25 protein-coding genes are annotated in these 25,289 nt (G+C 63.7%); 11 read left to right on the top strand and 14 right to left on the bottom strand.

Features of this window, described 5'->3' with window-relative positions:
• Positions 1-18 precede the first annotated feature (18 nt).
• Both H0241_RS06045 and H0241_RS06040 read right to left on the bottom strand, forming a co-directional pair.
• The gene (locus H0241_RS06045) at positions 19-1,041 is read right to left on the bottom strand and encodes a phosphoribosyltransferase (protein ID WP_181056498.1); all 1,023 of its coding nucleotides are present in this window, start codon (positions 1,039-1,041) and stop codon (positions 19-21) included.
• A 36-nt stretch (positions 1,042-1,077) separates the two neighbouring features.
• Complete coding sequence (locus tag H0241_RS06040) at positions 1,078-2,574, bottom strand: lipopolysaccharide biosynthesis protein (protein WP_181056497.1); 1,497 nt, start codon at positions 2,572-2,574, stop codon at positions 1,078-1,080.
• A gap of 194 nt (positions 2,575-2,768) precedes the next feature.
• Between H0241_RS06040 and H0241_RS06035 the strand changes: the two genes are divergently transcribed.
• The 6 genes from H0241_RS06035 to H0241_RS06010 all read left to right on the top strand — a co-directional run bounded on the left by H0241_RS06035 (position 2,769) and on the right by H0241_RS06010 (position 10,401).
• Positions 2,769-3,941, top strand: a complete 1,173-nt coding sequence (locus H0241_RS06035) for a glycosyltransferase (RefSeq protein WP_181056496.1) — start codon at positions 2,769-2,771, stop codon at positions 3,939-3,941.
• A gap of 44 nt (positions 3,942-3,985) precedes the next feature.
• Complete coding sequence (locus H0241_RS06030; protein ID WP_181056495.1) at positions 3,986-4,981, top strand: glycosyltransferase family 2 protein; 996 nt, start codon at positions 3,986-3,988, stop codon at positions 4,979-4,981.
• Entirely contained in the window at positions 4,981-5,928 is a 948-nt protein-coding gene (locus H0241_RS06025; protein ID WP_407941721.1) for a glycosyltransferase, read from the top strand. Before H0241_RS06030 ends, H0241_RS06025 begins: the two co-directional genes overlap by 1 nt.
• A complete protein-coding gene (locus H0241_RS06020) occupies positions 5,918-6,868 on the top strand; it encodes a glycosyltransferase family 2 protein (protein WP_328824629.1) in 951 nt (316 codons plus the stop codon). The genes H0241_RS06025 and H0241_RS06020 overlap by 11 nt, the downstream gene beginning before the upstream one ends.
• A gap of 66 nt (positions 6,869-6,934) precedes the next feature.
• Positions 6,935-7,831 carry a UTP--glucose-1-phosphate uridylyltransferase GalU gene (gene galU, locus H0241_RS06015; protein WP_181056493.1) on the top strand — a complete coding sequence of 299 codons (897 nt, stop codon included), beginning with the start codon at positions 6,935-6,937 and terminating at the stop codon, positions 7,829-7,831.
• Positions 7,832-8,022: 191 nt separating this feature from the next.
• Entirely contained in the window at positions 8,023-10,401 is a 2,379-nt protein-coding gene (locus tag H0241_RS06010; RefSeq protein ID WP_181056492.1) for a polysaccharide biosynthesis tyrosine autokinase, read from the top strand.
• A 33-nt stretch (positions 10,402-10,434) separates the two neighbouring features.
• On the opposite strand, the gene H0241_RS06005 is transcribed toward H0241_RS06010, so the two are convergent.
• The 4 genes from H0241_RS06005 to H0241_RS05990 all read right to left on the bottom strand — a co-directional run bounded on the left by H0241_RS06005 (position 10,435) and on the right by H0241_RS05990 (position 14,868).
• Positions 10,435-10,770: a type 1 glutamine amidotransferase family protein gene (locus H0241_RS06005; protein WP_235984021.1), complete on the bottom strand. Its 336-nt coding sequence runs from the start codon at positions 10,768-10,770 to the stop codon at positions 10,435-10,437.
• Between the two features lie 72 nt (positions 10,771-10,842).
• On the bottom strand, positions 10,843-11,550 hold the full coding sequence (locus tag H0241_RS06000) for a metallophosphoesterase family protein (protein ID WP_235984020.1): 708 nt from the start codon (positions 11,548-11,550) through the stop codon (positions 10,843-10,845).
• Positions 11,551-11,750: 200 nt separating this feature from the next.
• Positions 11,751-12,830, bottom strand: a complete 1,080-nt coding sequence (locus tag H0241_RS05995) for an acyltransferase family protein (protein WP_181056490.1) — start codon at positions 12,828-12,830, stop codon at positions 11,751-11,753.
• Positions 12,831-12,960: 130 nt separating this feature from the next.
• Positions 12,961-14,868 carry a propionyl-CoA synthetase gene (locus tag H0241_RS05990; protein WP_181056489.1) on the bottom strand — a complete coding sequence of 636 codons (1,908 nt, stop codon included), beginning with the start codon at positions 14,866-14,868 and terminating at the stop codon, positions 12,961-12,963.
• Between the two features lie 170 nt (positions 14,869-15,038).
• Here H0241_RS05990 and H0241_RS05985 point away from each other — a divergent pair, with 170 nt between their 5' ends.
• From H0241_RS05985 to H0241_RS05970, 4 genes are all read left to right on the top strand, one after another.
• Positions 15,039-15,878: a DUF2259 domain-containing protein gene (locus H0241_RS05985; protein ID WP_181056488.1), complete on the top strand. Its 840-nt coding sequence runs from the start codon at positions 15,039-15,041 to the stop codon at positions 15,876-15,878.
• 536 nt (positions 15,879-16,414) lie between these two features.
• Positions 16,415-16,702 (top strand): PqqD family protein, encoded by a 288-nt coding sequence (locus tag H0241_RS05980; RefSeq protein ID WP_181056487.1) that lies wholly within the window; start codon positions 16,415-16,417, stop codon positions 16,700-16,702.
• A complete protein-coding gene (locus H0241_RS05975) occupies positions 16,702-17,136 on the top strand; it encodes a lasso peptide biosynthesis B2 protein (protein WP_181056847.1) in 435 nt (144 codons plus the stop codon). Before H0241_RS05980 ends, H0241_RS05975 begins: the two co-directional genes overlap by 1 nt.
• Positions 17,133-18,122 (top strand): phosphoenolpyruvate carboxykinase (ATP), encoded by a 990-nt coding sequence (locus H0241_RS05970; RefSeq protein ID WP_181056486.1) that lies wholly within the window; start codon positions 17,133-17,135, stop codon positions 18,120-18,122. The genes H0241_RS05975 and H0241_RS05970 overlap by 4 nt, the downstream gene beginning before the upstream one ends.
• A gap of 7 nt (positions 18,123-18,129) precedes the next feature.
• Here the strand turns inward: H0241_RS05970 and H0241_RS05965 are convergent, their stop codons facing one another.
• A complete protein-coding gene (locus H0241_RS05965; protein WP_181056485.1) occupies positions 18,130-19,119 on the bottom strand; it encodes a methionyl-tRNA formyltransferase in 990 nt (329 codons plus the stop codon).
• A gap of 7 nt (positions 19,120-19,126) precedes the next feature.
• Entirely contained in the window at positions 19,127-20,152 is a 1,026-nt protein-coding gene (locus H0241_RS05960) for a nucleotidyltransferase family protein (protein ID WP_181056484.1), read from the bottom strand.
• 444 nt (positions 20,153-20,596) lie between these two features.
• Here H0241_RS05960 and H0241_RS05955 point away from each other — a divergent pair, with 444 nt between their 5' ends.
• The gene (locus tag H0241_RS05955) at positions 20,597-20,701 is read left to right on the top strand and encodes a putative RiPP precursor (protein WP_181056483.1); all 105 of its coding nucleotides are present in this window, start codon (positions 20,597-20,599) and stop codon (positions 20,699-20,701) included.
• 172 nt (positions 20,702-20,873) lie between these two features.
• Here H0241_RS05955 and dhaK read toward each other — a convergent pair whose 3' ends face one another.
• From dhaK to dhaL, 6 genes are read right to left on the bottom strand one after another with little or no spacing between them, the layout of a single operon-like run.
• Entirely contained in the window at positions 20,874-21,860 is a 987-nt protein-coding gene (gene dhaK / locus H0241_RS05950) for a dihydroxyacetone kinase subunit DhaK (RefSeq protein ID WP_181056482.1), read from the bottom strand.
• A gap of 27 nt (positions 21,861-21,887) precedes the next feature.
• Positions 21,888-22,313 (bottom strand): hypothetical protein, encoded by a 426-nt coding sequence (locus tag H0241_RS05945; protein WP_181056481.1) that lies wholly within the window; start codon positions 22,311-22,313, stop codon positions 21,888-21,890.
• Between the two features lie 11 nt (positions 22,314-22,324).
• Positions 22,325-23,926, bottom strand: coding sequence for a phosphoenolpyruvate--protein phosphotransferase (gene ptsP / locus H0241_RS05940; protein WP_181056480.1), 1,602 nt, complete (start codon positions 23,924-23,926; stop codon positions 22,325-22,327).
• On the bottom strand, positions 23,910-24,212 hold the full coding sequence (locus tag H0241_RS05935; RefSeq protein ID WP_181056479.1) for an HPr family phosphocarrier protein: 303 nt from the start codon (positions 24,210-24,212) through the stop codon (positions 23,910-23,912). The genes ptsP and H0241_RS05935 overlap by 17 nt, the downstream gene beginning before the upstream one ends.
• Positions 24,213-24,233: 21 nt before the next feature.
• The gene (dhaM, locus tag H0241_RS05930; RefSeq protein WP_006206912.1) at positions 24,234-24,623 is read right to left on the bottom strand and encodes a dihydroxyacetone kinase phosphoryl donor subunit DhaM; all 390 of its coding nucleotides are present in this window, start codon (positions 24,621-24,623) and stop codon (positions 24,234-24,236) included.
• Positions 24,620-25,222 (bottom strand): dihydroxyacetone kinase subunit DhaL, encoded by a 603-nt coding sequence (gene dhaL / locus H0241_RS05925; RefSeq protein WP_181056478.1) that lies wholly within the window; start codon positions 25,220-25,222, stop codon positions 24,620-24,622. Before dhaL ends, dhaM begins: the two co-directional genes overlap by 4 nt.
• Between the last annotated feature and the right edge of the window lie 67 nt (positions 25,223-25,289).

Genomic DNA, 25,289 nt, shown 5'->3' with positions numbered 1-25,289 from the left:
ACGCTGTGTCGACGGACTTTAAGCTGGCCGCTTGACCCGGTTCTTCAACGTCTCGTAGCCGCGCTCGCCCAGCAGCGTGCGCGCCGCCTTCTTGACCACAGACTTGCGCCCCTCGGGCGAATTGATCTGGCGCAGCCTGGCCGGCAGGTTGCGCGCCGCCTGCTCCAGCGCTGGCAGCGACAGCGCGTCGGGGAAGCTGACGATGTTGGTTTCGACACACAGCACCGGCTTGCCCGACAGCTTGGCGATCTTGAGCGCCTGCTCATGCTCGCTCTCGATGAACAGGATGGCATTCGACTTGCGGTAGAACTCGGCCTTGAAGCTGCCATGCGCGCCGAGCCTTTGCCGCTCCGCCTTGCTCGGCAGGTCGAGCATGATCAGGTGGTCGTATTTGATCTCGTGTTTGGCGAGCCAGGCTTCGGTCAGCTTGCGGTATTTTTCCAGCCGGCTGGTGACCAGCCAACCGATCTTGCGGGTCGGCCCGAGCAGCGTCCGCGCCTCGGCCAGGAATTTCTCGTAGATCGGCCCGTCGTCGTTTTCTTCCTCGGTCGGGTCGAGACAGAGCACGCCGTCAATGTCGACGCAGCACTGTTCCAGGAAGATGTGGTGCATGAAGTTCCACTGGAACATCCGGGGATGCGGCACGACCTCCAGCACGATGTCGGTCTCCTGATGCTCGGGCTGCAGGCCAAAGACCGCAGCGTAGACGAAATCGCCCTGGATACCGGCGGCAGCGATCTTGGTACGGGCGTCGCGTATCGCATTGCCGCCGGCGATGCTGTCGTCGATCACCAGGATCTTGCGCATGTCGCCATGCTGCCGGTCGAGCGCGGCGCGCCGCTTGGTGATGCCCGACGTGTAGATCCTGCCGGCGAGAAAGCTGTCGAGATCGGTCATCGGGATGTTGGCCGTCAGGCTGACCAGCGTCGCCGCGAGAATGCCGCTGCGGGGAACGCCCACCACCAGGTCGATGTCGCGCGGCAACCGGTGCAAATTGCGCAGGATGGCGTCGTTCATGTCGGAGATTGATCGGTAATTCATGCTCTTAGCCCTTAAATCGGCGCGCGACCGGCATGGTCACTTCGCCTCGCTGGGTGCCGGGGCAAAACCCCGTGCGGGTATCAATTTCACCGCCTCCCGGAGCGCCTCACGGCCGGCGCCGAACAAAAGCGAGACGAGAATGGTGATGGCGTAGGCGAGCATGGCCCCGGCAGCCAGCGCGATGACCGGCTGTGCCGGTAGCAGCGGCTTGGCGAACCACACGGCGGCCAGCGCCAGATGCGCGCCAAGCACGAAAGGTGCTGCCGCGTACAGGACATGGCGCGCCTGCAACGGACCGCTTTTGCCGACATAGAGCCACAGGAACGGCGTCCGCAGATATTCGCTGACCGCGTAGGCGACCGCGACGCCGAACGCGCCATAGGGCAGGCCGATGGCGAAGGCGATCACCGATGTCACCGCCGTGACGATGCCCCAGCGCATGAAGTCGCCGGAGCGGCCCTGGCTGACGAACAGCCATCCCGCCGGATTGTTGAGCGGCTGCAACAGCCCGGCAAAGCCGAGCGCCAGGAAGATCGAGGCGCTTGCACGCCACTGTTCGCCAAGCACGAACGGAATGAGCACGTCGGACATGGCGGTGGCGAAGGCAACGCCCGGCAGTGCCACCAAGAGGATCAGCGGCATGACGCGCAGGTAGGCGCTGCGATAGCGGTCCGGCTCGTCCTTCAGCCTGGACAGTGCCGGCACCATCACTTTCGACAGCGGATTGGTGATCTGGCTCAGCGGAAACAACAGCAATTTGTAGGCGCGGTCATAGAGGCCGAGCTGGGCTTCGCCCCAATATTTGCCGATCAGCACATTGTCGAGGTTGCGGGCAAAGAAATTGGCGAAGTTGAAGCCGGTAATGCCGGCGCCGAAATTGATCAGCGCCCTTATGCCGTCGACCTTGCGCGGCAGGCCGGGGCGCCATTGCGAGCTTGCCCAGTAGCAAAGCGTCGGCAGCACGGCACCTGTGAGCGTACCGGCAAACAGCGCCCAATAGGAGCGGTCGATGAAGGTCCAGGCGATTGAGACGGCGAGCCCAATGACGGCGCTTGCCACATCGATTGCCGCCAGCCGGGCAAACTGCATGCGGCGTGTCAACAGCGCCAGATGCTGGGCGCCGAGACCATAGGCCATGATCTGCAGCCCGAACGCGGCCACCAGGCCCGTCACCCGCGGTTCGCCATAGAATGCGGCAACCAGCGGCGCTGCACCCACAAGCACGCAGGCCAGCACCGCACTGACGGCGACATTGACCCAGAAGAGGTAGTTGACCTCTTCGTGCCGGATGCCGGTCTTCTGGATCGTCGCCTGGGTCAGGCCGAAATCCTGAAACAGCGCGATGAAGGCAAGCACTGGCGCGCACATCGCCACCACGCCGAAATCCTGCGGCGACAGAAGCCGCGACAGCACGACAACGGAGACGATCTGCGTTGCGACCCGGACGCTTTGCGCCATGGCGGTAACGACAGCGCCGCGTCCGACCGATTTGCGCAGTGAGCCCTCGGGCGGATCGAATGCACTGGTTTCCAAATTCAGGATTCCTGATTTTACGCCGGTCCGACATCGTCATGACCGGCGCCCGCCGCCATCAACAAACTACAGCAATACGTTTTTGCAGTGCAACAAAAAACGTGCACCCATTGCTACGCCGCACCAAAAATGTTGCGATGCAGCAAAAGCTGGGTTAGCATTCCCGTGGGTGGGCCAACAGCGGTCGAGTTTTCATGCTGCATGTCTTGTACCTTGTGCACGACGTCTCCGACCCGGCAGTGCGCCGGCGGATCATAATGCTCAGGGCAGGCGGCGCGCGGGTCACATTGGCCGGCTTCCGTCGGACCACAAATGCTGTTCCCGACGTCGAGGGGCTGCAGCCGATCGACCTTGGCGCGACGCGTGACGGCCGATTCGGCCAGCGTCTGGCGGCGGTCGCCAAGGCGGCGCTGTCGATCGGCTCGAAGCTTGCGGCAATGCCGAAGCCCGACCTCATCATCGCGCGTAATCTGGAAATGCTGGCGCTGGCGAGGCGCGCCAAGGCCGCCTTTCGCGGCGGCGTGCCGATCGTCTACGAATGCCTCGACATCCACCGCCTGGTGCTGCGCAACGACTTGCTGGGCAAGGCACTGCGCACCGCCGAACGCTATCTCGCCCGCGACGTGAAGCTTCTGGTGACCAGCTCGCCAGCCTTCATCGCCAACTATTTCAAGCCGTTCGGACAAGTCGCGGCGCCGGTGGAACTGGTCGAAAACAAATATTTCGAAACTGCGCCAATGACCGTGGACGACCGGCTGAAGGCCGAAAACCCTGCAGCACCGCCATGGCGCATCGGCTGGTTCGGCGCGCTGCGCTGCCGCCGCTCGCTGGAGCTGCTGGCCGACTTCACCCGCCGCCAGGGCGGGCGCTTCGAAGTCGTCCTAAGGGGCCGTCCGGCATTGTCGGAATTCCCGGATTTCCACGCTTTTGTCGAAGCCGAGCCCTATCTCTCCTTCCGCGGCCCCTACCGCAACCCGGAAGACATGGCGGCAATCTACGGTGAAGTGCATTTTTCCTGGGCCATCGACTTCTTCGAGGAAGGGCAGAATTCGGAATGGCTGCTGCCCAACCGTCTTTATGAGGGCTGCCGCTTCGGCGCCGTGCCGATCTCGATGGGCAACACCGAGACCGGGCGATTCCTGAACCAGCAGGACATCGGCGTCCTGCTCTCGGATGCCACGCCCGAGATGCTGGAAACCACGCTCGGCCGCATGGACCAGGAGCGCTTTGGCAAGGCCAAGGCGCGCGTGCTGGCCCGCAATCCAAGGACGTGGAGCTACGACCGCAGCGACTGTCGCGCCTTTGTCGACAGACTGCGGGGACTGGCGGTTTCACCCGGCCCCTTCGTCACCGAGGCACTGGCGTAGGGATGGCTGGTGATGGGAAAAGTGCACAGCATGGGAAGACACCGATGACGCAAACCGGAGCGCTTCCGCCAAGCCTGATCGTCATTCCCTGCCTCAACGAGGCGGCGCATATCGGTGCGCTGCTCGACCAGCTCAGGCCAGCCTCGCTAAGGCTCGACGCCCGCATCGTCGTTGCCGATGGCGGCAGCACCGACGGTACTTTGGCCATTGTCGAGGCGATTGCCGCTCAGGATCCCCAAATCATCCTCCTGCACAACCCAAAGCGCATCCAGAGTGCGGCGATCAACCTCGCCGTCGCCAGCTTCGGCGCCGGCGCTGAGTATCTGATCCGCATCGACGCCCATGGCGGCTATCCCGCCGATTACTGCGACCGGCTGGTCGACGAGGCGCTGGCTACCGGTGCCGATTCGGTCGTCGTCTCGATGCTGACCAGCGGCAGCGGCGCGGTGCAGAAAGCGGTGGCGGCGGCGCAGAATTCCAAGCTCGGCACCGGCGGCTCCAAGCACAGGCACCTCTCGGCCGGCGAATGGGTCGACCATGGCCATCACGCGCTGATCCGGATTTCGGCCTTCACCGCGGTCGGCGGCTATGACGAGACCTTCAGTCACAATGAGGATGCCGAGCTCGACTACCGGCTGCGCCAGGCCGGTTACCGCATCTGGATGAGCGGCAAGACGCAGATGGTCTACTATCCGCGCTCATCGCTGAAAGGCCTCTATTTCCAGTATCTCGGCTATGGCCGCGGCCGCGCCAAGAATGTGCTCAAGCACCGCATGATCCCGAAGGTACGGCAGATGATCCCGCTGCTGGTGGCGCCGGTGGTCCTTCTCGCGGCTTTCTCCTTCATCCACTGGCTGGCGGCGGTGCCGCTGCTGGTCTGGGCCTCGGTGTGTCTCGGCTATGGCGTGTGGACCGCGATTGCCCAGCGCAATCCCAACAATGTGCTGGCCGGCATTTCGGCGATGGTCATGCATCTCGGCTGGTCGGTCGGGTTTTGGCTGCAGCTGCTCGGGGCGCGATCGCAGCGCAAGGTGGCGTGATGAGCATGGCCAGGGATCGCCGCATCGACATCTGTGTCTGCACGTTCCGACGGCCGGAACTGGCCGATACGCTGCGCTCGCTCGCTGCCATGAACATGCCTGCCGGCTTCGGCATCGGCGTCATCGTCGCCGACAATGACGACGAGCCGACTGCACAGGCGCTGGTGACCGAACTGGCGCGGGAGTTGAAGCTGCTGGTCCGCTACCGACATGCCCCGGCGCGCAACATCTCGGTCGCCCGCAACGCCTGTCTTGACGCCAGCACGGCGGATTTTGTCGCCTTCATCGATGACGATGAAACCGCCTCCGCGCAATGGCTGGCCGAACTGGTCGCTGCGGCGCAGACAAGCGGCGCCGAGGCCGTGCTTGGTCCGGTGCGAGCGCTCTATCGCCCGGATGCGCCGGACTGGATGCGCGAGGGCGATTTCCATTCGACCTTGCCGGTCTGGGTGCAGGGCGAAATCCGCACCGGCTACACCTGCAACGTGCTTCTCAGAATGGGTGCCGGCAGCCTGCGCGACCGGCGTTTCAGCCTGGCGCGCGGCCAGAGCGGCGGCGAGGACACCGAATTCTTCGATCGCATGGTTAAGGAAGGCGGCCGCATCGCCTTTGCGCCGCAGGCCTGGGTCGAGGAAGTCGTGCCGCGTTCGCGAGCAGCGTTCGACTGGCTGCGCCGTCGCCGCTTCCGCTTCGGCCAGACGCACGGCCACCTCATCGGTCAAAATGCCGGTATTGTCAGACGCACGAAGGATGTCGGCCTTGCCTCGGCCAAGGCCGCCTACTGTTTCGGCATGGCGGCGCTGACCGTGATCAGCCCGGTCCGCCGCAACCGCAACGTGTTGCGCGGCATCATGCATGTCGGCGTCGTCAGCGGCCTGGTCGGTATCAGCGAGATTCGCCAATACGGCCTGCCTTCTCCACAGCAAGGAGGCAAGCGTGCAGCCTGACGTCTCCTTTGTCATCGCCGCCTACAATGCCGCGGCCACGCTCGACCGGGCGATCGTCAGCGCCATCGCCCAGCGCGATGTCAGCGTCGAGATCATCGTCGTCGACGACCAGTCGCGCGACAACACGCTCGACGTCGCAAGAGCCTATCCCGAAGATGTCGTCAAAGTGATTGCGCTGCCGGCAAATCGCGGCCCTGGCGGCGCCCGGAATGCCGGCGTTGAGCTGGCCTCCGGCCGCTGGGTCGCGGTGCTCGATTCCGACGATGCCGTCCTTCCCGGGCGGCTTGCCGCCATGATTGCGCGGGCGGAGAAAGCGGGCGCTGTCATAGCCGTCGACAATCTCCAGGTGATACGCGAGGACGGCGTTGCCGAAGCGACGATGTTTCCCGCCGAATATCTGGAAGGCCTGCGCGAGATCACACTCGCCGACTACATCGCCGGCAACATCGTTTTCGAATCCACATTCAATCTTGGCTATCTCAAGCCGATCTTCCAGCGCCGCTTCCTGACCGAAAACGGGCTCCGCTATGATGAAAATCTGAGCATCGGCGAGGATTATCTCCTGCTCGCCAATGCGCTGGCCAAGGGCGGCAAATGCGTGGTCGAGCCGACGACCGGCTATATCTACCACATCCGCACAGGCTCGATCTCGCGTGTGCTCGAGCTTCACCATGTCGAGGCGATGCGCAAGGCCGATGCAGTCTTCGCCGAGACCAATTCCATGGACGCGGCTGCCGCGGCCGCCTTCGCCAGGCGCGCCCGCAGCCTGCGCAAGGCGGCATCGTTCCTGTCGCTGGTCCAGCACATCAAGGCGCGTTCGCCGTTGAAGGCGATACGCACCGCGCTAAGTGATCCGGCGGCAGTCAGGCATATGTCGATGCCGATCGCCGTCCGGCTCAGAAGGGTTGCGGCACAGTTTGCCGTGGGGACGGGGAGATGAAGCATGCAGGCCAAATTTAACAGCCGGCGATAGTTGGAAAATCGTTTCTCTCAGAAGGAATACCAGATGCAGAAAGTCAGGAAGGCAGTCATCCCGGTGGCGGGGCTTGGAACACGGTTCCTGCCGGCGACCAAATCGATGCCGAAGGAAATGCTGCCCGTGGTCGACCGGCCCGTCGTCCAATATGCGGTGGACGAGGCCTTCGAAGCCGGCATCGAGCACATTGTGTTCGTCACCGGCCGCAACAAGGCTGTCATCGAGGACTATTTCGACCTGCATCCTGAATTGATCGGAACGCTGGAACAGACCGGCAAGAAGACCCAGCTCGAGGCGCTCGAAAGCATGCTGCCTGTGGCCGGCGCCACCAGCTTCATCCGCCAGCAGTCGCCGCAAGGTCTCGGCCATGCGGTGTGGTGCGCGCGCGAGGTCATCGGCGACGAGCCGTTTGCCCTGCTGCTCCCCGACATGGTGTCCTTCGGCGGCCGCGGCTGCCTCGCCGAGACCATGGATCTCTACCGGCAGACCGGCGGCAACGTCATCGCCGTCGAGCGCTGCGATCCGTCCGAGACCAGCAAATACGGCATTGTCGGCCGTGGCGCTGAGGCCGGCAGCGGTTTCGAGGTGACGGCCATGGTCGAAAAGCCGGCGCCGGCCAACGCACCGTCGAACTATTACATCAACGGCCGTTACATCCTGCAGCCCGAGATATTCTCGCTGCTGGGCAACCAGCAGCGCGGCGCCGGCAACGAAATCCAGCTCACCGACGCCATGGTCCGCCTGGCGAAAAGCCAGTCCTTCTTTGCCCAGCCTTTCAACGGCCGCATGTTCGACTGCGGCTCCAAGGAAGGCTTCATCGAGGCCACCATCGCCTTCGCGCTGGCGCGCGACGACATGAAGGGGCCGGTGCTTGAAATGCTTCAGGCGTTCGTGCGGTCGCATGAGCGTCAGGAAGTGGCCGCATAATGTCCATGTTTCGAGGGCATATGCGTTTGGACGATGGCGCAGCCCATGCCTGCGCGCCTGGCCGTTCAGGTCCGGCGCCAGATGGCATGAGGCTTGCGTTGCATGCTTTGCCCCCGATCTCCGCAGCTTCGGACGAGGTGGGGCCTGACCCCGTCTCGCTCCGGCGCCTGTAACCTAGAATTGGACCGAAGATGAACTATGCCAGCTTTCCTCTCGACAAGAGGATGCCATTGCCCAACACCGATCAGGAAAAGGGTGAAGACTTCATCGACGTCGAGCGCTTGCTTGGCATGGCGGCGCGTCAGGTCAAGGTGGTGGCGGTCTGCGCCATCATCGGCCTGTTCCTGGGCGTGCTTTATCTTCAGACCACGCCCAAGCAATACATGTCGGTTGCCAGCGTGCTGATCGATGAAGGCCTGAACAAGGTCGTCGACGATATCTCGGCTGCGTCCGTCACCATGCAGACCGATGCCGCCCTTCTCAGCCAGATCGAAATCATCACCTCGGCGCGGCTGGCCTCGGTGGTGGTCGACAAGTTGAAGCTCGACCAGAACGAAGAGTTCATGAACCCGCCGCAATCGGCCCTAGCCAAGGGCATCGGCTTCGTGCGCGGTGTGGTCGGCTATTTCCGTAGCAGTTCCGCCGACCAGATTCCCGGCATGGAAAACGTCGATGAGGCGACACGCCAGGCCATGATGCAGACGGCGCGCCACGACTACGCCGTGCTCAAGCTGCAGAGCGAGGTGCTGGCGCAGCGCAACGGCCGCAGCTATGTGCTTGCCATCGGTTACCAGTCGTCGAATCCGGCGCTCGCCACCGCCATCACTAAGGCTTATGCCGACGCCTATCTCGCCGACCAGCTCAACGCCAGCTTCGACGCCACCGAGCGCGCGGCGGTCTGGCTGCAGGGCCGGCTGACCGAGCTTCGGCAGAACTCGCAGGCGGCCGCTCTGGCGGTCGAAAAATTCCGCTCTGAACATGGACTGGCCGCCAACAGCGATGGCCAGCTGATCAGCGACAAGCAGATCGCCGACCTTACCGCTCAGCTGATCGTTGCACAGGCCGATACGGCGCGCGCCAGCGCCCGCTATCAGCAATACAAGACCATCGTGGACAGCGGTTCGGACAACGCCTTCAACGATTCCGCCATATCGAGCGACCAGCCGGCGAGTTCCGTCATTGCAACGCTCAAGACCCGCTATCTCACCGTCGCCAAGCGGCTGCAGGATGTGACGGCCAATTTCGGCGCCGAACATCCGCAAGCGGTGGCGCTGGCTAAGGAGAAGGCCGATCTGTCGACGCAGATTTTCGGCGAGTTGAAGCAGCTGACTGAAAGCTACCGCAACGAATATGAAGTCGCTCTGTCGCGCGAGACGTCGCTGAGGCAGAAGATCGCCGACGCGGCCGGCAAGAGCTCCGTCGACAACCAGAGCCAAGTCAAGCTGCGCGAGCTCGACCAACAGGCGCAGGCGCTGACCACGCTCTACCAGACCTTCCTCGGTCGCTATGAGGAAGCCTCGCAGCAGCAGTCCTTCCCGGTCGGCAAGGTCCGCATCATCTCGGATGCCTCAGCGCCGCTTTCCGCCTCCAGCCCGCGCACCTCCAGGGTTCTGGCGCTGTCGCTGGTGCTTGGCGTGCTGCTCGGCGCCGGCTTTGGTGGCCTGAACGAGTTCAACGAACGGTTCTTCAGGACCGGCGAGGACATTCGCGATCGCGTCGGCCTCAAATTCCTCGGCTATTTGCCGACGATCGGCGGCAGGCTCGGCAAGGACGGCGACGATGATGCGGCGGATGCCAAAAGCACTAACACATTGTCGGCGGCCGAAAAACGGGCGCGCATGCGGGTCAGCGTCGATGCTCCGGCATCGATGTTCTCGGAGACGCTGCGCAACGCCAAGATCGCCTTCGATGTCGTCATGGAAGGTCAAGGCAGCCGGGTCATCGGCGTGGTCTCGGTCCTGCCTGGCGAGGGCAAGTCGACGGTCGCGGCCAATCTGGCCGGGCTGCTGGCCGCCAACGGCTCGAAAACCCTTCTGATCGACGCCGATCTGCGCAATCCGGGCCTCAGCCGTAACCTCGGCATGGAGGCCGAGCAAGGGCTGATGGAAGCCGTGGTCAACGGCCAGACTTGGCAGTCAGTCGGCAAGGTCGACCGGCAGACCAAGCTGGCGATCATCCCGGCCGTGCTGCGCGGGCAATTCTCGCACACCAGCGAGCTGCTTTCGTCGGCCGGCATGCGGCGCTTTATCGACAACGCCAAGGAGACGTTCGAGTACATCGTCGTCGACCTGCCGCCGCTCGGCCCCGTGGTCGACGCCAAAGCCTTCGCGCCGCTGGTCGACGGTTTCGTACTGGTTGCCGAATGGGGCCGCACGCCGCGCGCCATGGTGCGCTCGCTGCTGGAGCAGGAACCCTACGTCGCCAACAAGGTCGTCGGCGCCGTGCTCAACAAGGTCGACCTGAAGAAGCTGGCGAAATACGGCTCGCTCGGCGGCTCGGAAAAGTTCTTCGACCGCTATTCGACCTATTATCTCGAGAAGTCCGACCTGCGCGCCAAGACGGCTGCCTAGAGTCGGCGCAGAACGACTTCAAGCAGGCCAGTGTTAGACGCTGGCCTGCTTTGACGCCTTTGCTTGTGGAATGGGACAGCTTGCCGGCGCCGGCGGTATCGCGCTGCTGACCGGCGGGTTCGGATAGTACTGCGTCGTCTGTTGAACCGCCTGCGCGGCAACCGTTCCCTTCAACAGCTGGATAAGCATCAGCGCTTCGTCCAGTCCCGACGAAATCCCGCCGCCTGTCAGGCGGTTGCGGTCGAGGATGAAACGCGGATTGCCCTCGGCGACGATGACTTTGGGAAAGCGCTCGGCAAAGCAGGGAACGAAGGCCCAATGCGTGGTCGCATGATATCCGTCCAGCAATCCTGCGGCGGCAAGCAGCATGGCGCCTTCGCACACCGAACACACCATCGGCGTGGAAGCATGCGATAGCGAATCGCCAGTCGTTTTCTGCGCTCAGGAAAAGATCAGCTTGCCGAATTTGTCGGCGATCCTGACGGCGGTCAGCCGGCCGCTGTGAAAGGCGCCGGTGTCGATGTCGAGCCTTCGCCCGTCGAGCCTGGGGATGTCGACCGGCGTGTGCCCGTGCACCACAAAGCGGTCGAGCAGATGGGCGGCGTCGAAGAACTCGTCGCGGATGTTGAGCAGGTCCTGCTCATCCTGCGCCACGAGGTCGATGCCCGGCCTGATGCCGGCATGGACGAAGACGAATTTGTCCGAACAGAGCAACACCGGCAGGCTGCGCAGGAAGTCGATATGGCTGGCCGGGATGACCTCCTTCACACGCCGGTCGACCTCGTCGCTCGAGGGATAGATGCTTGCAAGCCGCGCCGGATCGACGCCATAGGAAAACAGCGTTTCGCGGCCGCCGACCGCCAACCAGCGGTCCCGCGACAGATAGCCGTCGAGATAGTTGAGCATCGCGACTTCGTGGTTTCCCGCCAGGCAGACGCGCAGGAAGCCCTCTGGCGGCAGCGCCAGCAGATGATCGATCACGCGCGCCGATTGCGGCCCGCGGTCGATATAGTCGCCGAGCATGACGATGATCTTGCGCCCGCTGAATTGCCGCGCGTCGAGCGCTATCTTCTCTTCCAGCGACTTGAGTTCCTTGTAGCAGCCATGCACGTCGCCGACCGCATAGACGACCGTGTCCTCCATATCCATTTCCAGGCGCTCGCGCGGCGTCGGCCGAGGGGGTCTGGATCGCTGAAACAAGGCCACTGGGCTCGATGCCTGCCGAAAATCGGGTTTCGTTTTCACGCTACGCCGTCGTGGCGCACCGCAGAACCGTGGATACAGGGCAGGCGTTGGAAATTCCATAACGGCGACCGACTGCTTTCGCGGCCGTCCACTCAGCTTGGCGATCAGGCGGCCTTGAGGCGGTAGCGGAAGACGGTGTGGTCGAGCAGCAGCCGGATGCGCGGCTCGGCCTCGATCGCCACCAGCCAGCTCGCGGCAATCATCGTCGCCCCGGCAACGGCGATCGAAAGCAGGTAGGGCACGCCGGCGCGCATCATAGCGCCGATCATCGCCGCGCCGACGACGTCATGGATCAGGTAGAGCGGATAGGTCATCAGGCCGATGCGGCGCCAGCCGGACCAGGACAAATCGAGCCGCAACGACCATGCCATCAGCGCTATCGCCGCGAGGAAGATGACGATCGGCGTCGCATAGGGCATCGCCGCCTCGACCTTGATGGCGTGCACGTCCACGGAACTCATGATCTGCAGCGCGCCGCCCAGCAGGAACAATGCAGAGAAGCCGAGCCGAACTGGGGTCACAGCCTTGAACCGCATCAGCCACAACAGGACGCCGAGCGCAAAGAAGGCGCCATGATGCACCAGCGTCAGTTGTAGCCAGCGCGTTTCTGCGAGGTTGGAAAGATCGAGCGGATAGTACAGGCACCAGAACAGCGTGCTGACCAGTCCGATGACAACAGCCACGGTCTCCATCAGATCGAAGCGGCCGAGTCGCAGCAAGGTCCAGACGATGGTGTAGAAGGCGATCTCGATGCCGAGCGTCCAGTAGACGCTGTCCACCCACGGTTCGAAGGGAACGAACAGTCCGGTCCGCACGAGCCGGACCACCGCGTCTGTCGGCCAGCTGAGGCCGAGATAAAGCAGCACGACAGCGGTGATCGGCGCGCAGACCCAGACCGCTGGCGCCAGCCGCTTCACCCTTGCCTCGAAGAACCGCAACGGCGTCGACTTCTCGGCGCTGAAGGCGATGACGAAGCCGCTGATGACGAAGAAGATTTGAACGCCGACCCAGCCGGAACCGACAAAGGCCATTTCAGGATGGGGCGGAATGCCGCCGGTGGCGCGGGCCGAAATGCCGCCGGGAAACGCCCACACCCAGAAGCCATAGTGATAGAACATCACCATGACGGCGGCGAGAAAACGCAATATGTCGACACCGCCGAATGTCGTCTTGTGCTGAGTCATGCCGTACCTTCGGAATGACCCCCCGCGCAAATTCTAAAGTCTGTTGCTGCATTGCACAACAGGCGATTGCAGTGCGGGATGATTTTGCCGCGACGCCTCTATGTCGCGTCGGGATCGGCAACGCAAGCGGTCAGACCCCGATGCCGCGGGCTTTGAGCGCCGCGGTGATCTCGTCGAAGATGACGGGATCGTCGATGGTCGCCGGCATCGTCCACTCTTCCTTGTCGGCGATCTTCTGCATCGTGCCGCGCAGGATCTTGCCGGAGCGTGTCTTGGGCAGGCGCTTGATCGTCACCACCGTCTTGAAGGCGGCGACCGGGCCGATCCGTTCGCGCACCAGGGAAACCACCTCGCCTTCGATGGCGCTAGTGTCCCGCGCGACGCCGGCATTGAGCACGACGAAGCCGAGCGGGACCTGGCCCTTCATCTGATCGGCGATGCCGATGACGGCGCATTCGGCGACGTCGGGATGCGCCGAAAGCACCTCTTCCATGGCGCCGGTCGACAACCGGTGGCCGGCGACATTGATGATGTCGTCGGTGCGCGCCATGACATAGAGGTAGCCGTCCTCGTCGACCATACCGGCATCCGCCGTCTTGTAGAAGCCGGGGAACTCCTCGAGATAGGCCTGCCGGAACCGGTCGTCGGCATTCCACAGCGTCGGCAGGCAGCCGGCCGGCAGCGGCAGTTTCACCACCACATTGCCAAGCGTGCCGCGCGGCACTTCGTGGCCGGCATCGTCGAGTACGCGGATGTCGTAGCCCGGCATCGGCACGCCCGGCGAGCCGTATTTCACCGGCAGCAGGCCGAGGCCCGCCGGGTTGATGGTCATCGGCGAGCCGGTCTCGGTCTGCCACCAATGGTCGACCACCGGCACATTGAGTTTCTGCTCCGCCCATTTGATGGTTTCGGGGTCGGCGCGTTCGCCGGCGAGGAACAGAGTGCGGAATTTGGACAGGTCGTATTTCGGCACGAATTCGCCCTTGGGGTCCTGCCCCTTGATGGCGCGGAAGGCGGTCGGCGCCGTGAACAGGGCCACCACGCCGTGTTCGGCGATCACCCGCCAGTAGGTGCCGGCGTCGGGCGTGCCGATCGGCTTGCCCTCGAACAGCACGCTTGTCGCGCCATGCAGCAGCGGCCCGTAGACGATGTAGGAATGGCCGACCACCCAGCCGACATCGGATGCCGCCCAGAACACCTCGCCCGGCTTGACGCCGAACTCGTTTTCCATCGTCCATTTGAGCGCGACCATATGGCCGCCATTGTCACGCACGATGCCTTTCGGCTGGCCGGTCGTGCCGGAAGTGTAGATGATGTAGAGCGGATCGGTGGCGAGCACCGGAACACAGTCGACATTGGCGCCCGCCGCCCGCTCGCGCGCAACCGCGTCGGCAAAATCGATGTCGTAATGCCCCTTCAGATCGCAGCGCAGCTGGTCGCGCTGCAGGATGAGGCACGCGTCCGGCTTGTGGCGGGACATCTCGATCGCCTTGTCGAGCAGCGGCTTGTAGGCAACGACGCGTCCAGGCTCCAGACCGCAGGACGCGGAAATGATCAGCTTCGGCTTGGCATCGTCGATGCGGGTGGCAAGCTCGTGCGAGGCAAAGCCGCCGAACACGACCGAATGCACAGCGCCTATGCGGGCACAGGCCAGCATGGCGATCGCCGCTTCGGCCACCATCGGCATGTAGATGATGACGCGGTCGCCCTTGACGATGCCGCGGTTCTTCAGCACCGATGTCAACGCCACCACTTCGCGCTTCAGCTCGGCATAGGTGAATTTCTTGACCGTGCCGGTGATGGCGCTGTCATATATCAGCGCGACCTGGTCGGCGCGACCGCCGGCGACATGGCGGTCGAGAGCGTTGAAGCAGGTGTTGCAGGTGGCGCCGTTGAACCAGCGCCCGTAAACGCCTGCCTTGGTATCGAATACGCTGGTCCATGGCGAATACCAGTCGATCGCCTCGGCGGCATCAGCCCAGAACTGTTCCGGGTCGCGTTTCCAGCCGTCATAGACCTCGTGGTAGCGTGACGCCATTCATCCCTCCCGGGAAAATTCCCTATCTTGCAATAGCCTAAGCGGGTTTTCCCGGCCATGTCTTCCCCCAAATGCCATCTCTTTCCCAAAATTTGGCGGATAGTCGATCTCGCCTTGGCCGCAAATCGCAGGCACGATTGCCCGGGTTTGAAATCGGGGCAGGGCGCGCGATGATGGTGGGATACGGGGTTGGGTCTGCCGTCGGGGCAGCGCTGCTGCTGACCGTCGTTTCCGCCGCGCAGGCCGGTGATGCCGCGGCCAGGCGCATCATCGGCTTCTCGCCCGACGGCAATTATTTCGCCTTCGAGCAATATGGCAAGATAGACGCCGCCGTTTCCGGTTGGTCTGAGATCGATATCATCGACACGAGAACCGACGAGTTCGTCGGCGGCAAGCCGATCCTTGTCCTCGACGAATCGGAAGAGGCGACCACGACGGTGGAGCAGGCACGAGCGCGGGCGGCAAAGCAGGCGGCGTCCATCCTGGCCAAATATGCCATCGCCGCACGCGGTGAGCGCACGGCCTTTGACAGGTTCACCTTCCCGGACGACACGGTCGAGTATAACGACATCTTCCGCCTCGAGCAGGCCGGACAGAAATGGCTGTCGCCATTTTATGATGAAACAGGGATCTCGACCATTCAGCTCGACGAGATCCTGGCCGACAGCAAGACGGATTGCTCGGCAAGCTTCGACGATACAAAGCCGGACGATCAGCAAGGCGACAAGGCACTTCAAGGTGACAAGTCACTTCAAGGGGACAAGACGGGCAAGGCGCTCGGCTTCCGCCTGTCGCTGCAGGGGCAGGACGGCAAACCGTTCAAGGTCCTGCACGAGGACAAGACTGTGCCCGGCTCGCGCAACTGCCCGACCTCCTACAGCCTGTCGGAATCCTACAAATACACCCCGCCCGGCAAACCGGCCGTGCTGGCCGTGCTGGTGCAGCGCTTCAGCCAGGGTTTTGAGGGACGCGACCGCCGCTTCATCGCCGTGACCGGCCAAGCACGCTGAGCCACAGCCTGCCTTGCAGGGTGCAAGCTCATGCGCCCCACAGGGGCTCGTGTCGGATATCAGTACTTAAAGCGGCAAGGCCGCCAGCATCAAGCCGACGCCACCCGCAATCAATATGGCGGCTGCCAATGCCTTCCGATGGCGTTCGAACGCCGTCGGAGCCCGCTCCCAATTGTAACGCATACCCAATGCTCTCCCAAGACCCCGGCGACTCCATAGCTTACTTAAGGTAAGAAAAGCAACACCTTGACCCTGTCCGACAGCCGGCTTGACGGTTTTCGGCGGTGATTTTCAGGCGCGATCACCGACTATTTCTGGGGCGGATTCCTGCTCTCACCCTGCAACGGCGTGGAAGTTACCACAACCCAGGATTGGATGTCTCCACCGTGTTTTGGTTGGGAGTGTCGTAGAGGTGTTGCCGTTGCCGGATTGCCACAGATCGGCCAGACCGGGCTGTTCTCCCTCCCATCCGCGCAATGGACAGCGCCGCATTGCCGCGCTATCTCCTCACCAGGAAAATGGTCTGGAGGGGCTCCATGGCCCAAATCGCTTCTGAAATGGTTCTGCGGCTGGCGGACGACGCCTCGGTCCAGCATGTCGGCGACGGTGCCGTCGTGCTTTTGGCGCGCAGCGGCCAGCTTTACACCTGCAACGGCACCACCGAAGCCTTTCTCGACAAGGTCGACGGCGCCCGCAGCCTCGACCAGATCGTCGTCCTGCTTTCCGACGAGTTCGAGGTCGACAAGGACACGCTCGACCAGGACATGGCGGCGCTGGCCGCCGAACTGGTGAGCGAAGGCATTCTCGCCGACCCGGCTGCGTGATGGCGGACGGCATTCTCCTGCGCACCCTGTTTCGCGTCCACCTGTGGACAAGTGCGCGGCTGATGCCGGTCCTGATCGGCCGCCGCAGCTTCGAATCGGTGTTGAAATGGGCCCCGCTCAGCGCGCCTACCCCTTATCGCGGCCTGTCGTCCGCCTACATCGTTTCTGCCGTCAATCGCACCGTCCGGCACCCCTGGCTGATGCGCGACCGCAGATGCCTGCGCGAGGGCCTGCTGGCTCACCGCTTCCTGCGCTTTGCCGGCTTCGATCCCGATCTGCGCTTCGGCGTCGATCCGCAGTCGATGCAGGCGCCGCGCATGTCCGCCCATTGCTGGGTTTGCCTCGACGGCCGGCCGGTGGTCAGCGACAGCCTCCCCGGCATGGTGCAGATCTATCGCCATCATGCCGATGCTGGAAAGGCGCACGCGGCTTGAGCGATTCGGCGGCCACTTTCTGCTATGACCTCAAGGGCCAGGTCATCAGCATATCCGCCTCGCGGGCCGATCTCTGGCCGAGCTTCGACCTCATGCTCGGCACGCTGCGTATGGCCGAACCCGTCGAGCCCGGTTTCCGCGTCAACATCGTCGAGACGTCGGCGCTGCAGGAATTGCCTGCCGGAAAACTCGCTTTCGACGGCGAGGTGCCGGAGGACGGCCATTGCCGGCTGATCGACGGTGGCGGCATCGTTCACCTGATCTTTCCCGGCCTGCAGACCGCCTCGATCAATGCCGATGAGGGCTGGGCTGAAATCTACGTTCATCCCGACGCCAAGGTAAAATGGACGTTGCTGATGATGGTGCTGGATGCCGCGCTCGATGCAGGTGGTCAGCACATGCTCCACACCGCCGGCCTGACGTTGCCCGGCCGCGAGGTGCTTGTGCTGATCCACGCGCCGAGCGGCACCGGCAAATCGACAACGTCGCTGGCGCTGGCATCGCAAGGCTTCGGCCTGTGCTCGGACGACGTCATGATCCTCAAGCTTGCGTCCGGCGGCGGCATCACGGCCTGGGGTTTGCCGCGCAAGGTGAAGGTCCACCGCCACACGGCGGCAATGCTGCCTTTCGTGGCCCCCTGCCTCGGCGACAAATGGGACGCCAATGGCGAGCAGGCCGTCTCGCTGGAGCGCCTGGCCGAGATCATCCGCATCGAGGAGACGGCCGACAGGCCGGTTGCGGCGCTGCTTCATCTCGCCCGCTCGCCGGACGCGCAAACCCGGCTCGTGCCGATGGCCAGGACCGACGCCATGGTGGCGCTCGCCGCCGACAATGTCAGGACCGGCATGACCGGCCTTTTGCCGGCGCAGAAGCGCCGCATGGCAACCATCGCGATGCTGGTCAAAGCCGTTCCGACGTTTACTCTGGAAGTCGGCGCGAACCCGACCGAGGCGTCAACATTGATCCGTGCCGCACTGGCCGACTGAGCCACACTCAATCTTCAGATCCAAATTTTCGTATCGGAAGCGCCGGCCTTCGCTGCCCCACGGACCCGAGCTTTCGCTCCAGTTGCATAAGCAGTCGGGTTAGCCGGTTGTAGGCCAGGTGGACAACGCGCCGATCTGCGCAGTCAAATGCCACAACTCCCCATCGTTGCATCGGCGCCTTGCCGGTCACGGGTCGGGGCCGCAGGATAGGCTGCGCCAGTCGAACCGGTTTTCCGTTTACCAGCACGTTGACCGCAACGCTGGGCCCTATGATGCGGCATAGTCGGGCGACATGCGCGCTCGACGATTCACCGCCAACGATCAGCGGGCTTCGCTGCAGTTGCGCCCAAACATACTCGCCGCTGGGCTGGGGCATGCCGGTTAGCCGGCCGCGGCAATGCTCGGGTGCGGCGTCCACCACCAGCCTGGCCATTGCTCTGGCTATAGCCGCCGAGACTGTCGCTGCCGAATGCCAATCCTCGATGGGCAACGCAACCTGCGCCAGAATATCACCCTGGTCGAATGCCGGCGTCATCTTGTGAAGGGTCACTCCGCCGTGGATTTCGTGGTTGCCGTCGATGACCAGCCTGTGAATCGGATGAGGGCCGCGATAGTGCGGCAGCAGCGCCGGATGAAGGTTCAATCCGCCGTTTGGAAACAGTGTCAGCACCGCCTGCGGGATTAGCCCACGAAAACCGAAGCAGATCAGGAGATCGGCCTCGAGCCCAGCTAGCTTCTGCCCCAGCTCTGCCCAATCATAGGGCGGAGCGAATTCGATCAGGGGTGGGTGTCCGTGGCCAAGATAGCGCTTTAAAATCGGCCGACGGCGCTGGTGCCGGCGCCAGGTGCTGAAGCTCGACTGCTTGCCCGGCAGCGGGCCGGGCACGACAACGGCTGCGATGCGATGACCTTTCTCAGCCCAGGCAGCCAGCATCGGTGCGGTGAGAGAGGAGATTTCGCTGACAAAGACAGCTGAGAGCGACGCTTCCGGGTCCAATGCCTGCTCAGGCCGCATGGGGCTTGGATCGGGCAAGCCGCTGGACCCAGCGGAAGGCGTCGCGGCGCAGGCGCGAATGCATCTTGTCCCTGGAATTGACGCCGAGCAGCGTATCGCCGGTGATGAGCCATTTGGCCAAACGTATCGAGATGTCGGGCTTGATGCGCTCAGCAAGTTCGATCGCGCGCGGTGCATTAAACAGCTGCCCCGTCACATTGAGAACCGTCGCCAGTTCGAGCTCGATGCCGCTCATGCGCGCCGCCTCGAACAACCGGTCCTCATCCACGGATGAGCGCAGCGCGCGTACGCCTTGCAGCACGTCGACGCAAAGCTGCAGCCGGTGGAACTTGTGGCCGCCCGCGGCGTGCACGATGGCGATGGTCAGCAGCGCGGCCGGCGTGTCGGCCTCGCCGCCATCGATGGTCTGCAATTCGCGAAAGCCCAGCGACAACCGCCGCCGCATACCGGAATCATGCACCAGGTTGCCGTGCAGTTCGATCAGCAGGCTGGTATTCTCCTTCTCCAGCCATTTGAACTCCTGCAGATCCTGCGACTGCGCTTCGCCGCTCCACAGCTCGAAGCCGCATCCGGCAATCACCGTGTTGGCCTCGGCGATGCTGGCCGGCTCAACCAGGATGTCGATGTCGGTGAACGGCCGGTCGGCGGCGTGGCGGTAAAGTTTGCGCGCGAAGACCGGACCCTTGACGATGCGGGCCGGAACGCCTTTCGCCGCCAATGCCTTCATGATGCGATCACCATGATACTGCAGCAGCATCGATTGGCCGGTTGCCAGCGTCGACTGGTCGCGCAGTTCCGACAATTTCTGCTGCAAGGCTGCGTCCGCCGGCAATTGGGCGTCGCCGATTTCCCTGAGCTTGCGCAGCATGATCGGCAGCACGCCGTGGAACTCGGCATTGGCGAGCAGCGCCAGCAAGCTTTTGGCAGCAACGTCACTGCCAACGGCAGCCGGCGCCTCCGGATCGGCGAAGGTCAGCAGCAGTTTTTCATCGGCAGGTGCAAGAGATGGCAGCATCAAACCCGGATGACGTTCGCCCACAAGAGCAATTCCAGGAAAAGCGTGTAGCGGTTTCCCACCGGAATTGCGTCAAACAAGCAACCAAGAGCGGGCCGCCGGTTCAGTGAAACGGCGAACTGCTCTGAAAGGAGCGTATGTTGCAGAAAAGCATGCATGAAGCCAGCGCGTGGTGGCAGGAACCGGCTCACGAATTGACTTTCCACGGTTTCCGTCCATTCTTTTGCGCTGGACTCAAAGGGTGTTTGGAAATGACCAAGAAAGAATATGAGGCGCCTGTGCTGCGCAAGGCGGGAAAATTGTCCAGCCTGGTGGCCGGTGGGCCGTCAAAGGGGCTTTAGGACGTCTGCGACGTCGTTTGGCTGAAGCCGGAGTGCCGGCCAGGCAGGCCGCATGACCGGTTGCGCGCGTGACTGCTGGACTTGCCGACAAAGGGGGAATGCGATGACCAAGAAGCGATATGAGACGCCGGTGCTGCGCAAGGCGGGAAAACTATCCAGCGTCACGGCGGTCATCGCTCCGTCGGGTCCGACGGGTCCGTCGGGCTGACCGCCAGGGCTGCCATGGAGCAGGGGGAATGCGATGACCAAGAAAACATATGAGACGCCAGTGCTGCGCAAGGCGGGCAAACTGTCCAGCGTCACGGCGGACACGGTTCCGTCGACCCGATAGACTGACGGCTAGGTCGCCTGTCAGCGTCTCGGCACACAAAGTCTTCCCGCTAGACCCCCCAGCGTAGCGCGGCCGTGTGCACCGGTGCGTCCCACAATGACGTCGCCTCATCATCCAGCATGGCCAGAGTGATCGAGCAGCCGGCCATGTCAAGCGACGTCACATAGGACCCGACCAGCGAGCGGGTCACCATCACGCCGTGCTTTTCGAAGATTGTGCGAGCGCTGTTGTACATCAGATAAAGCTCCATCAGCGGCGTGCCGCCGAAGCCGTTGATGAACAGCAGCGCCGGGCCTTTCGCCCTGTCGCCCAGATCGCCCAGAATCGCGGTGCAGATCTCTTCGGCGATGACATCGGCGCTTTTTAACGTATCGCGACGCCGGCCGGGCTCGCCGTGAATGCCGACCCCGAATTCCATCTCGCCGTCCCCAATGTCGAAGGTCGGCCTGCCGGCTGCCGGCACGGTGCAGCTGGTCAGCGCCACACCCATCGAACGCGTCGCACCGTTGACCCGATCGCCGAGCGCCTTGAGATCCGCCAGTGCCATGCCTTGTTCGGCGGCGGCGCCGACGATCTTCTCCACCACCAGCGTGCCGGCAACGCCGCGCCGGCCGGTTGTGTAGGACGAGTTCTCGACCGCGACGTCGTCATTGATCACCATTTGCAGGACGCCGTCGGTCATCTCGGCCGCCATGTCGAAATTCATCACATCGCCCTCATAGTTCTTGACGATGAACAGGCAGCCGGCGCCGGTATCGACGGCCGCCGCAGCCGCCAGCATCTGGTCCGGCGTCGGCGAGGTGAAAACCTGGCCGGGGCAGGCAGCGTCCAGCATGCCGTGGCCGACAAAGCCGGCGTGCAGCGGCTCGTGACCCGAGCCGCCGCCCGAGATCAGCGCCACTTTCCCCGGCTTCAGCACCTTGCGGCGGATGAATTTGTGCTCGTCACCCAGCACCAGAATGTCGGCATGGGCGGCAACGAAACCATCGAGGCTTTCGGTCAGCACCGTGTCGACTGAATTCATAAATTTCTTCATGTGTCCTCCCGACACGGCACGCGACAATCAGCCACCACTCCTGCCGGTGATGCTGGTGATCTTCTGGATGAATTCGTTGATCGCGCGGTCGAGCGCCGCATTCTGCCTGTCGTCACCGAAATCGGGCACGATCAGCGAGACATGCCGCGTTTTGCGCATGCCCGCCGCGATAGACATCTTGCCTGGATGCGCCAGATGGTAGGCGGCGAGGAAATGATCGCGCTCGGCCGGGCTGAAGTGGCAGACCGAGAAAATAGCCGGCAAATGTTTTGACGGGATCGGGATCGAATAGGCCGGGCTGGAGATCTGCGTGACGAAGCTGCGGTGCTTGCCCAGCGCATCGGCAAGACGCTGGCGCATGCCCGACGGGCGCTGGTCGATGACCTGCGACAGGATCGTCTTGTAGGCGCGGATCGCTTCTTCGGAGCCGGGTTCTGGTGTCTTGTCGACCATCTCAGCCACACCTAGACCGCAACATCTGAGATGGCCGCTTTGGCCATGGCGAGTTGGGCAGGGGCCACCGAGAGATCGCGCAGGCCGGCCTCGAGCAGCGCCGGTATTGAGGCCGGGTCGCCGCCAGCATCGCCGCACAGGCTGACCGGGATTTTGGCTCGCAAGCCGAACGCGGTCACCGCAGCGATCAGCCGCAGCACGGCCGGATGGCGCACCGAATTGAGGTGCGCCACCGCGGCGTTGTCGCGGGCGGCGGCCATCACATATTGGGTCAAATCGTTGGAGCCGATCGAGAAGAAGGCGACATCGGCAAACGCATCCGGCGCGATCGCCACAGACGGCACCTCCACCATGATGCCGAGCGGCGGCATTTTCTGCGCGATGCCACGCGCGATGAGGCCAGCCTGCTCCTCGGCGAAAAGAGCGGCGGCACGTTGGTACTCCTCCGTGACGGCGATCATTGGAAACATGACCTTCAGATTGCCGTGCACGGCGGCGCGCAGCAACGCCCGGATTTGCACACGAAACACGTCCGGCCTTGCCAGCGACAGCCTGATGCCGCGCAGTCCGAGGAACGGGTTGCTCTCCTCGACGGTGAAGCCCGGCACCGGCTTGTCGCCGCCGGCATCGACAGTGCGTATGGTCACCGGCTTCTCGCCTGCCCATTCCAGCACCTTACGGTAAGCGCGGTACTGCGTCTCCTCATCCGGCGGCGCCTTGCCGAACAGGAATTCGGTGCGCATCAGCCCAACGCCGTCGCAGGTTGCGATGTCGATGCCGTCGACCTCCGACGGATCGGCGATGTTGACCTGCACGCGCACCGTCGTGCCAGCCCGAGTTACCGCCGGTTTCGCCAGATAGGCTTCGGCCTTGTCCCGGCGTGCCGCAAACGAAGACGACGACCGGCGGAAGGTTTCGATCTCGGCCTTGGACGGCGCCAATACAATGCCGCCATGCTCGGCATCGAGCAGCGCCAGGCCATTGGGATTAGCCGGCGAAGAGCCAAGCCCCACCACCCCAAGTCCCACGATCATAGGCACACCGCGCGAGCGCGCCAGCATGGCGACGTGGCTGGCGGTGCTGCCGGCCCTCAGCGCGATGCCGCCACCGGCGCTCCAGTCGGTCTCGAGAAAGCGTGTCGGCGCAATGTCCTCGCCATAGAGAATGGCGCCGGCAGGTGCGGCGCTCTCCTGCTCCTCCGTCAGCGCGCGCAGCACACGGTCGCGGATATCGCGCATGTCGGCAGCGCGCGCCCGGAAGTAGTCCTGGTCGGATGTTTCATAGCCGGCGATCTCGGCGTCCAATGCCTGCCGCCAGGCCATGTCGGCCGGCACGCCCGACGGGATCGCCACAAAGGCCGGTCCGGTCAGGGCATCGTCCTCAAGCATGGCGAGCTGGAATTCGAGAATGCCGGCGGCCTCGTCATCGGCGGTTTCGATCAGGGTCGCGAGCCGGTCACTCGCGCTGGCGATAGCTGCTTTCAGTGCGGCCTTCTCCTCGCCGGCCGTCGCCTTGCCTGTGTAGCGCGCCGGGCCGCGGTCGAGATTGAACAGCGGCCCTTCGGCATAGCCGGCCGAGGCCGAAATGCCTTGCAGCCTAAGCGGTTCGGGCATGGCCCGCGCCCTCGTCGAAATCACGCCGCACCAGCTCGGCCAGCGCGCCGACCGCCTCAGTGGCGGCTTCGCCGCTGGCTCTGATATGCAGCATGGTGCCTTTCGGCGCTCTGGTCGCCATCACCTTGACGATGCTCTTGGCGTCGAACCACGGGCCGTTGGCGGCAAGCGCGATTTCCACCTCGGCGGCAAAGCTCTTGGCAAGCTTGGTGAACTTCACTGAAGGGCGCGCGTGCAGACCCACCTCGTGGGTAATCAGGACGGTGGCTTCGGCAAATGCGGACATGCGCTCAAAATTCCCGTTCACTCACGACGGCGACAATTCATGCGCCGTCGCCACCACTTCCTTCAGCGAGGCGCCGCCGGACGCCTCCGTCGCGGCCATCACCGCGCCTTCGACAATCGGCGCGTTGCAGACGATAATCTTCTGCGCCCGCGGCTCGCCGATCATTTCCACCGCCATCTCCGAGTTGGTCTCGGCGCCGCCGAGATCGACGAGGATGGCGACACCCGCCTCCGACCACGCCTTTTCGATGGCGCCCATGATCGCCTCGACGCTGGTGCCGAGCCCGCCATGGCCGTTTCCGCCGCACCATGCAAGCGGCACTTCGTCGCCCACCATCTGCCGCACCATATCGGCCGTGCCTTCAGCGACCAGTGGCGAATGCGAGACGATGACGATACCGACATTGCTCATGGCTGACCTTCCAGCGTTTCGCCGATCGTCCGCACCAGCAGCGCGACCGAGCGCCCACCGGCATCCATGTGACCGATGGAACGGTCGCCAAGGAACGAGGCGCGTCCGCGCAGAGCCTTCATAGGCACGGTGGCATCCGCTGCACGATCGGCGATATCGGCGATTTCCGCCGCCGACTTTCCCGCCACCAGCGCCTCGTATGCCGGCTGCAGCACATCAAGCATGGTCTTTTGCCCGACTTGTGATTTGCCGCGCGCGCCCACGGCTTCGATTGCCTTGCCGAAGGCCGCCGTCAGGTTGGCGCGATCCGGCGTGGCCGAAATCTCCTTGCCCAGCGCCAGGAACAGCGTGCCGAACAGCGGTCCGGAAGCGCCGCCCACCGTCATCACCAGCTTGGTGCCGATCGCCTTCAGGGCCTCGGGCAGCGGCTTTGCCGAAAACGCCTGGGCCTCGGCCCGCACGGCCTCGAAGCCGCGCTTCATGTTCAGCCCGTGGTCGCCGTCGCCGATCGCCTGGTCCAGCGCCGTCAGCTCTTCCGCGTGAGCGGCAATCGTATCCGCGGCGGCCGTGATCAGCCTGGCAAGGTCCAACGCCGCCATATCCCAATTCCCGGTTTCGGTCCTGCCGGCAGTATCGAAAGAATTTTCATTCGACAACTGAAGCATG

The organism is Mesorhizobium neociceri (assembly GCF_013520985.1).
Lineage (GTDB): Bacteria > Pseudomonadota > Alphaproteobacteria > Rhizobiales > Rhizobiaceae > Mesorhizobium > Mesorhizobium neociceri.
The sequence above is the reverse complement of the archived record's forward strand: the minus strand, read 5'-3'. Positions and strand labels throughout refer to the sequence as shown.

Coding starts and splice junctions, on each gene's coding strand:
- H0241_RS06045 (WP_181056498.1), bottom strand. CDS start 1,041: ATGAATTACCGATCAATCTCCGACATGAACGACGCCATCCTGCGCAAT.
- H0241_RS06035 (WP_181056496.1), top strand. CDS start 2,769: ATGCTGCATGTCTTGTACCTTGTGCACGACGTCTCCGACCCGGCAGTG.
- H0241_RS06030 (WP_181056495.1), top strand. CDS start 3,986: ATGACGCAAACCGGAGCGCTTCCGCCAAGCCTGATCGTCATTCCCTGC.
- H0241_RS06025 (WP_407941721.1), top strand. CDS start 4,981: ATGAGCATGGCCAGGGATCGCCGCATCGACATCTGTGTCTGCACGTTC.
- galU (WP_181056493.1), top strand. CDS start 6,935: ATGCAGAAAGTCAGGAAGGCAGTCATCCCGGTGGCGGGGCTTGGAACA.
- H0241_RS06010 (WP_181056492.1), top strand. CDS start 8,023: ATGAACTATGCCAGCTTTCCTCTCGACAAGAGGATGCCATTGCCCAAC.
- H0241_RS06005 (WP_235984021.1), bottom strand. CDS start 10,770: ATGCTGCTTGCCGCCGCAGGATTGCTGGACGGATATCATGCGACCACG.
- H0241_RS06000 (WP_235984020.1), bottom strand. CDS start 11,550: ATGGATATGGAGGACACGGTCGTCTATGCGGTCGGCGACGTGCATGGC.
- H0241_RS05995 (WP_181056490.1), bottom strand. CDS start 12,830: ATGACTCAGCACAAGACGACATTCGGCGGTGTCGACATATTGCGTTTT.
- H0241_RS05990 (WP_181056489.1), bottom strand. CDS start 14,868: ATGGCGTCACGCTACCACGAGGTCTATGACGGCTGGAAACGCGACCCG.
- H0241_RS05985 (WP_181056488.1), top strand. CDS start 15,039: ATGATGGTGGGATACGGGGTTGGGTCTGCCGTCGGGGCAGCGCTGCTG.
- H0241_RS05980 (WP_181056487.1), top strand. CDS start 16,415: ATGGCCCAAATCGCTTCTGAAATGGTTCTGCGGCTGGCGGACGACGCC.
- H0241_RS05975 (WP_181056847.1), top strand. CDS start 16,702: ATGGCGGACGGCATTCTCCTGCGCACCCTGTTTCGCGTCCACCTGTGG.
- H0241_RS05960 (WP_181056484.1), bottom strand. CDS start 20,152: ATGCTGCCATCTCTTGCACCTGCCGATGAAAAACTGCTGCTGACCTTC.
- H0241_RS05955 (WP_181056483.1), top strand. CDS start 20,597: ATGACCAAGAAGCGATATGAGACGCCGGTGCTGCGCAAGGCGGGAAAA.
- dhaK (WP_181056482.1), bottom strand. CDS start 21,860: ATGAAGAAATTTATGAATTCAGTCGACACGGTGCTGACCGAAAGCCTC.
- H0241_RS05945 (WP_181056481.1), bottom strand. CDS start 22,313: ATGGTCGACAAGACACCAGAACCCGGCTCCGAAGAAGCGATCCGCGCC.
- ptsP (WP_181056480.1), bottom strand. CDS start 23,926: ATGCCCGAACCGCTTAGGCTGCAAGGCATTTCGGCCTCGGCCGGCTAT.
- H0241_RS05935 (WP_181056479.1), bottom strand. CDS start 24,212: ATGTCCGCATTTGCCGAAGCCACCGTCCTGATTACCCACGAGGTGGGT.
- dhaM (WP_006206912.1), bottom strand. CDS start 24,623: ATGAGCAATGTCGGTATCGTCATCGTCTCGCATTCGCCACTGGTCGCT.
- dhaL (WP_181056478.1), bottom strand. CDS start 25,222: ATGGCGGCGTTGGACCTTGCCAGGCTGATCACGGCCGCCGCGGATACG.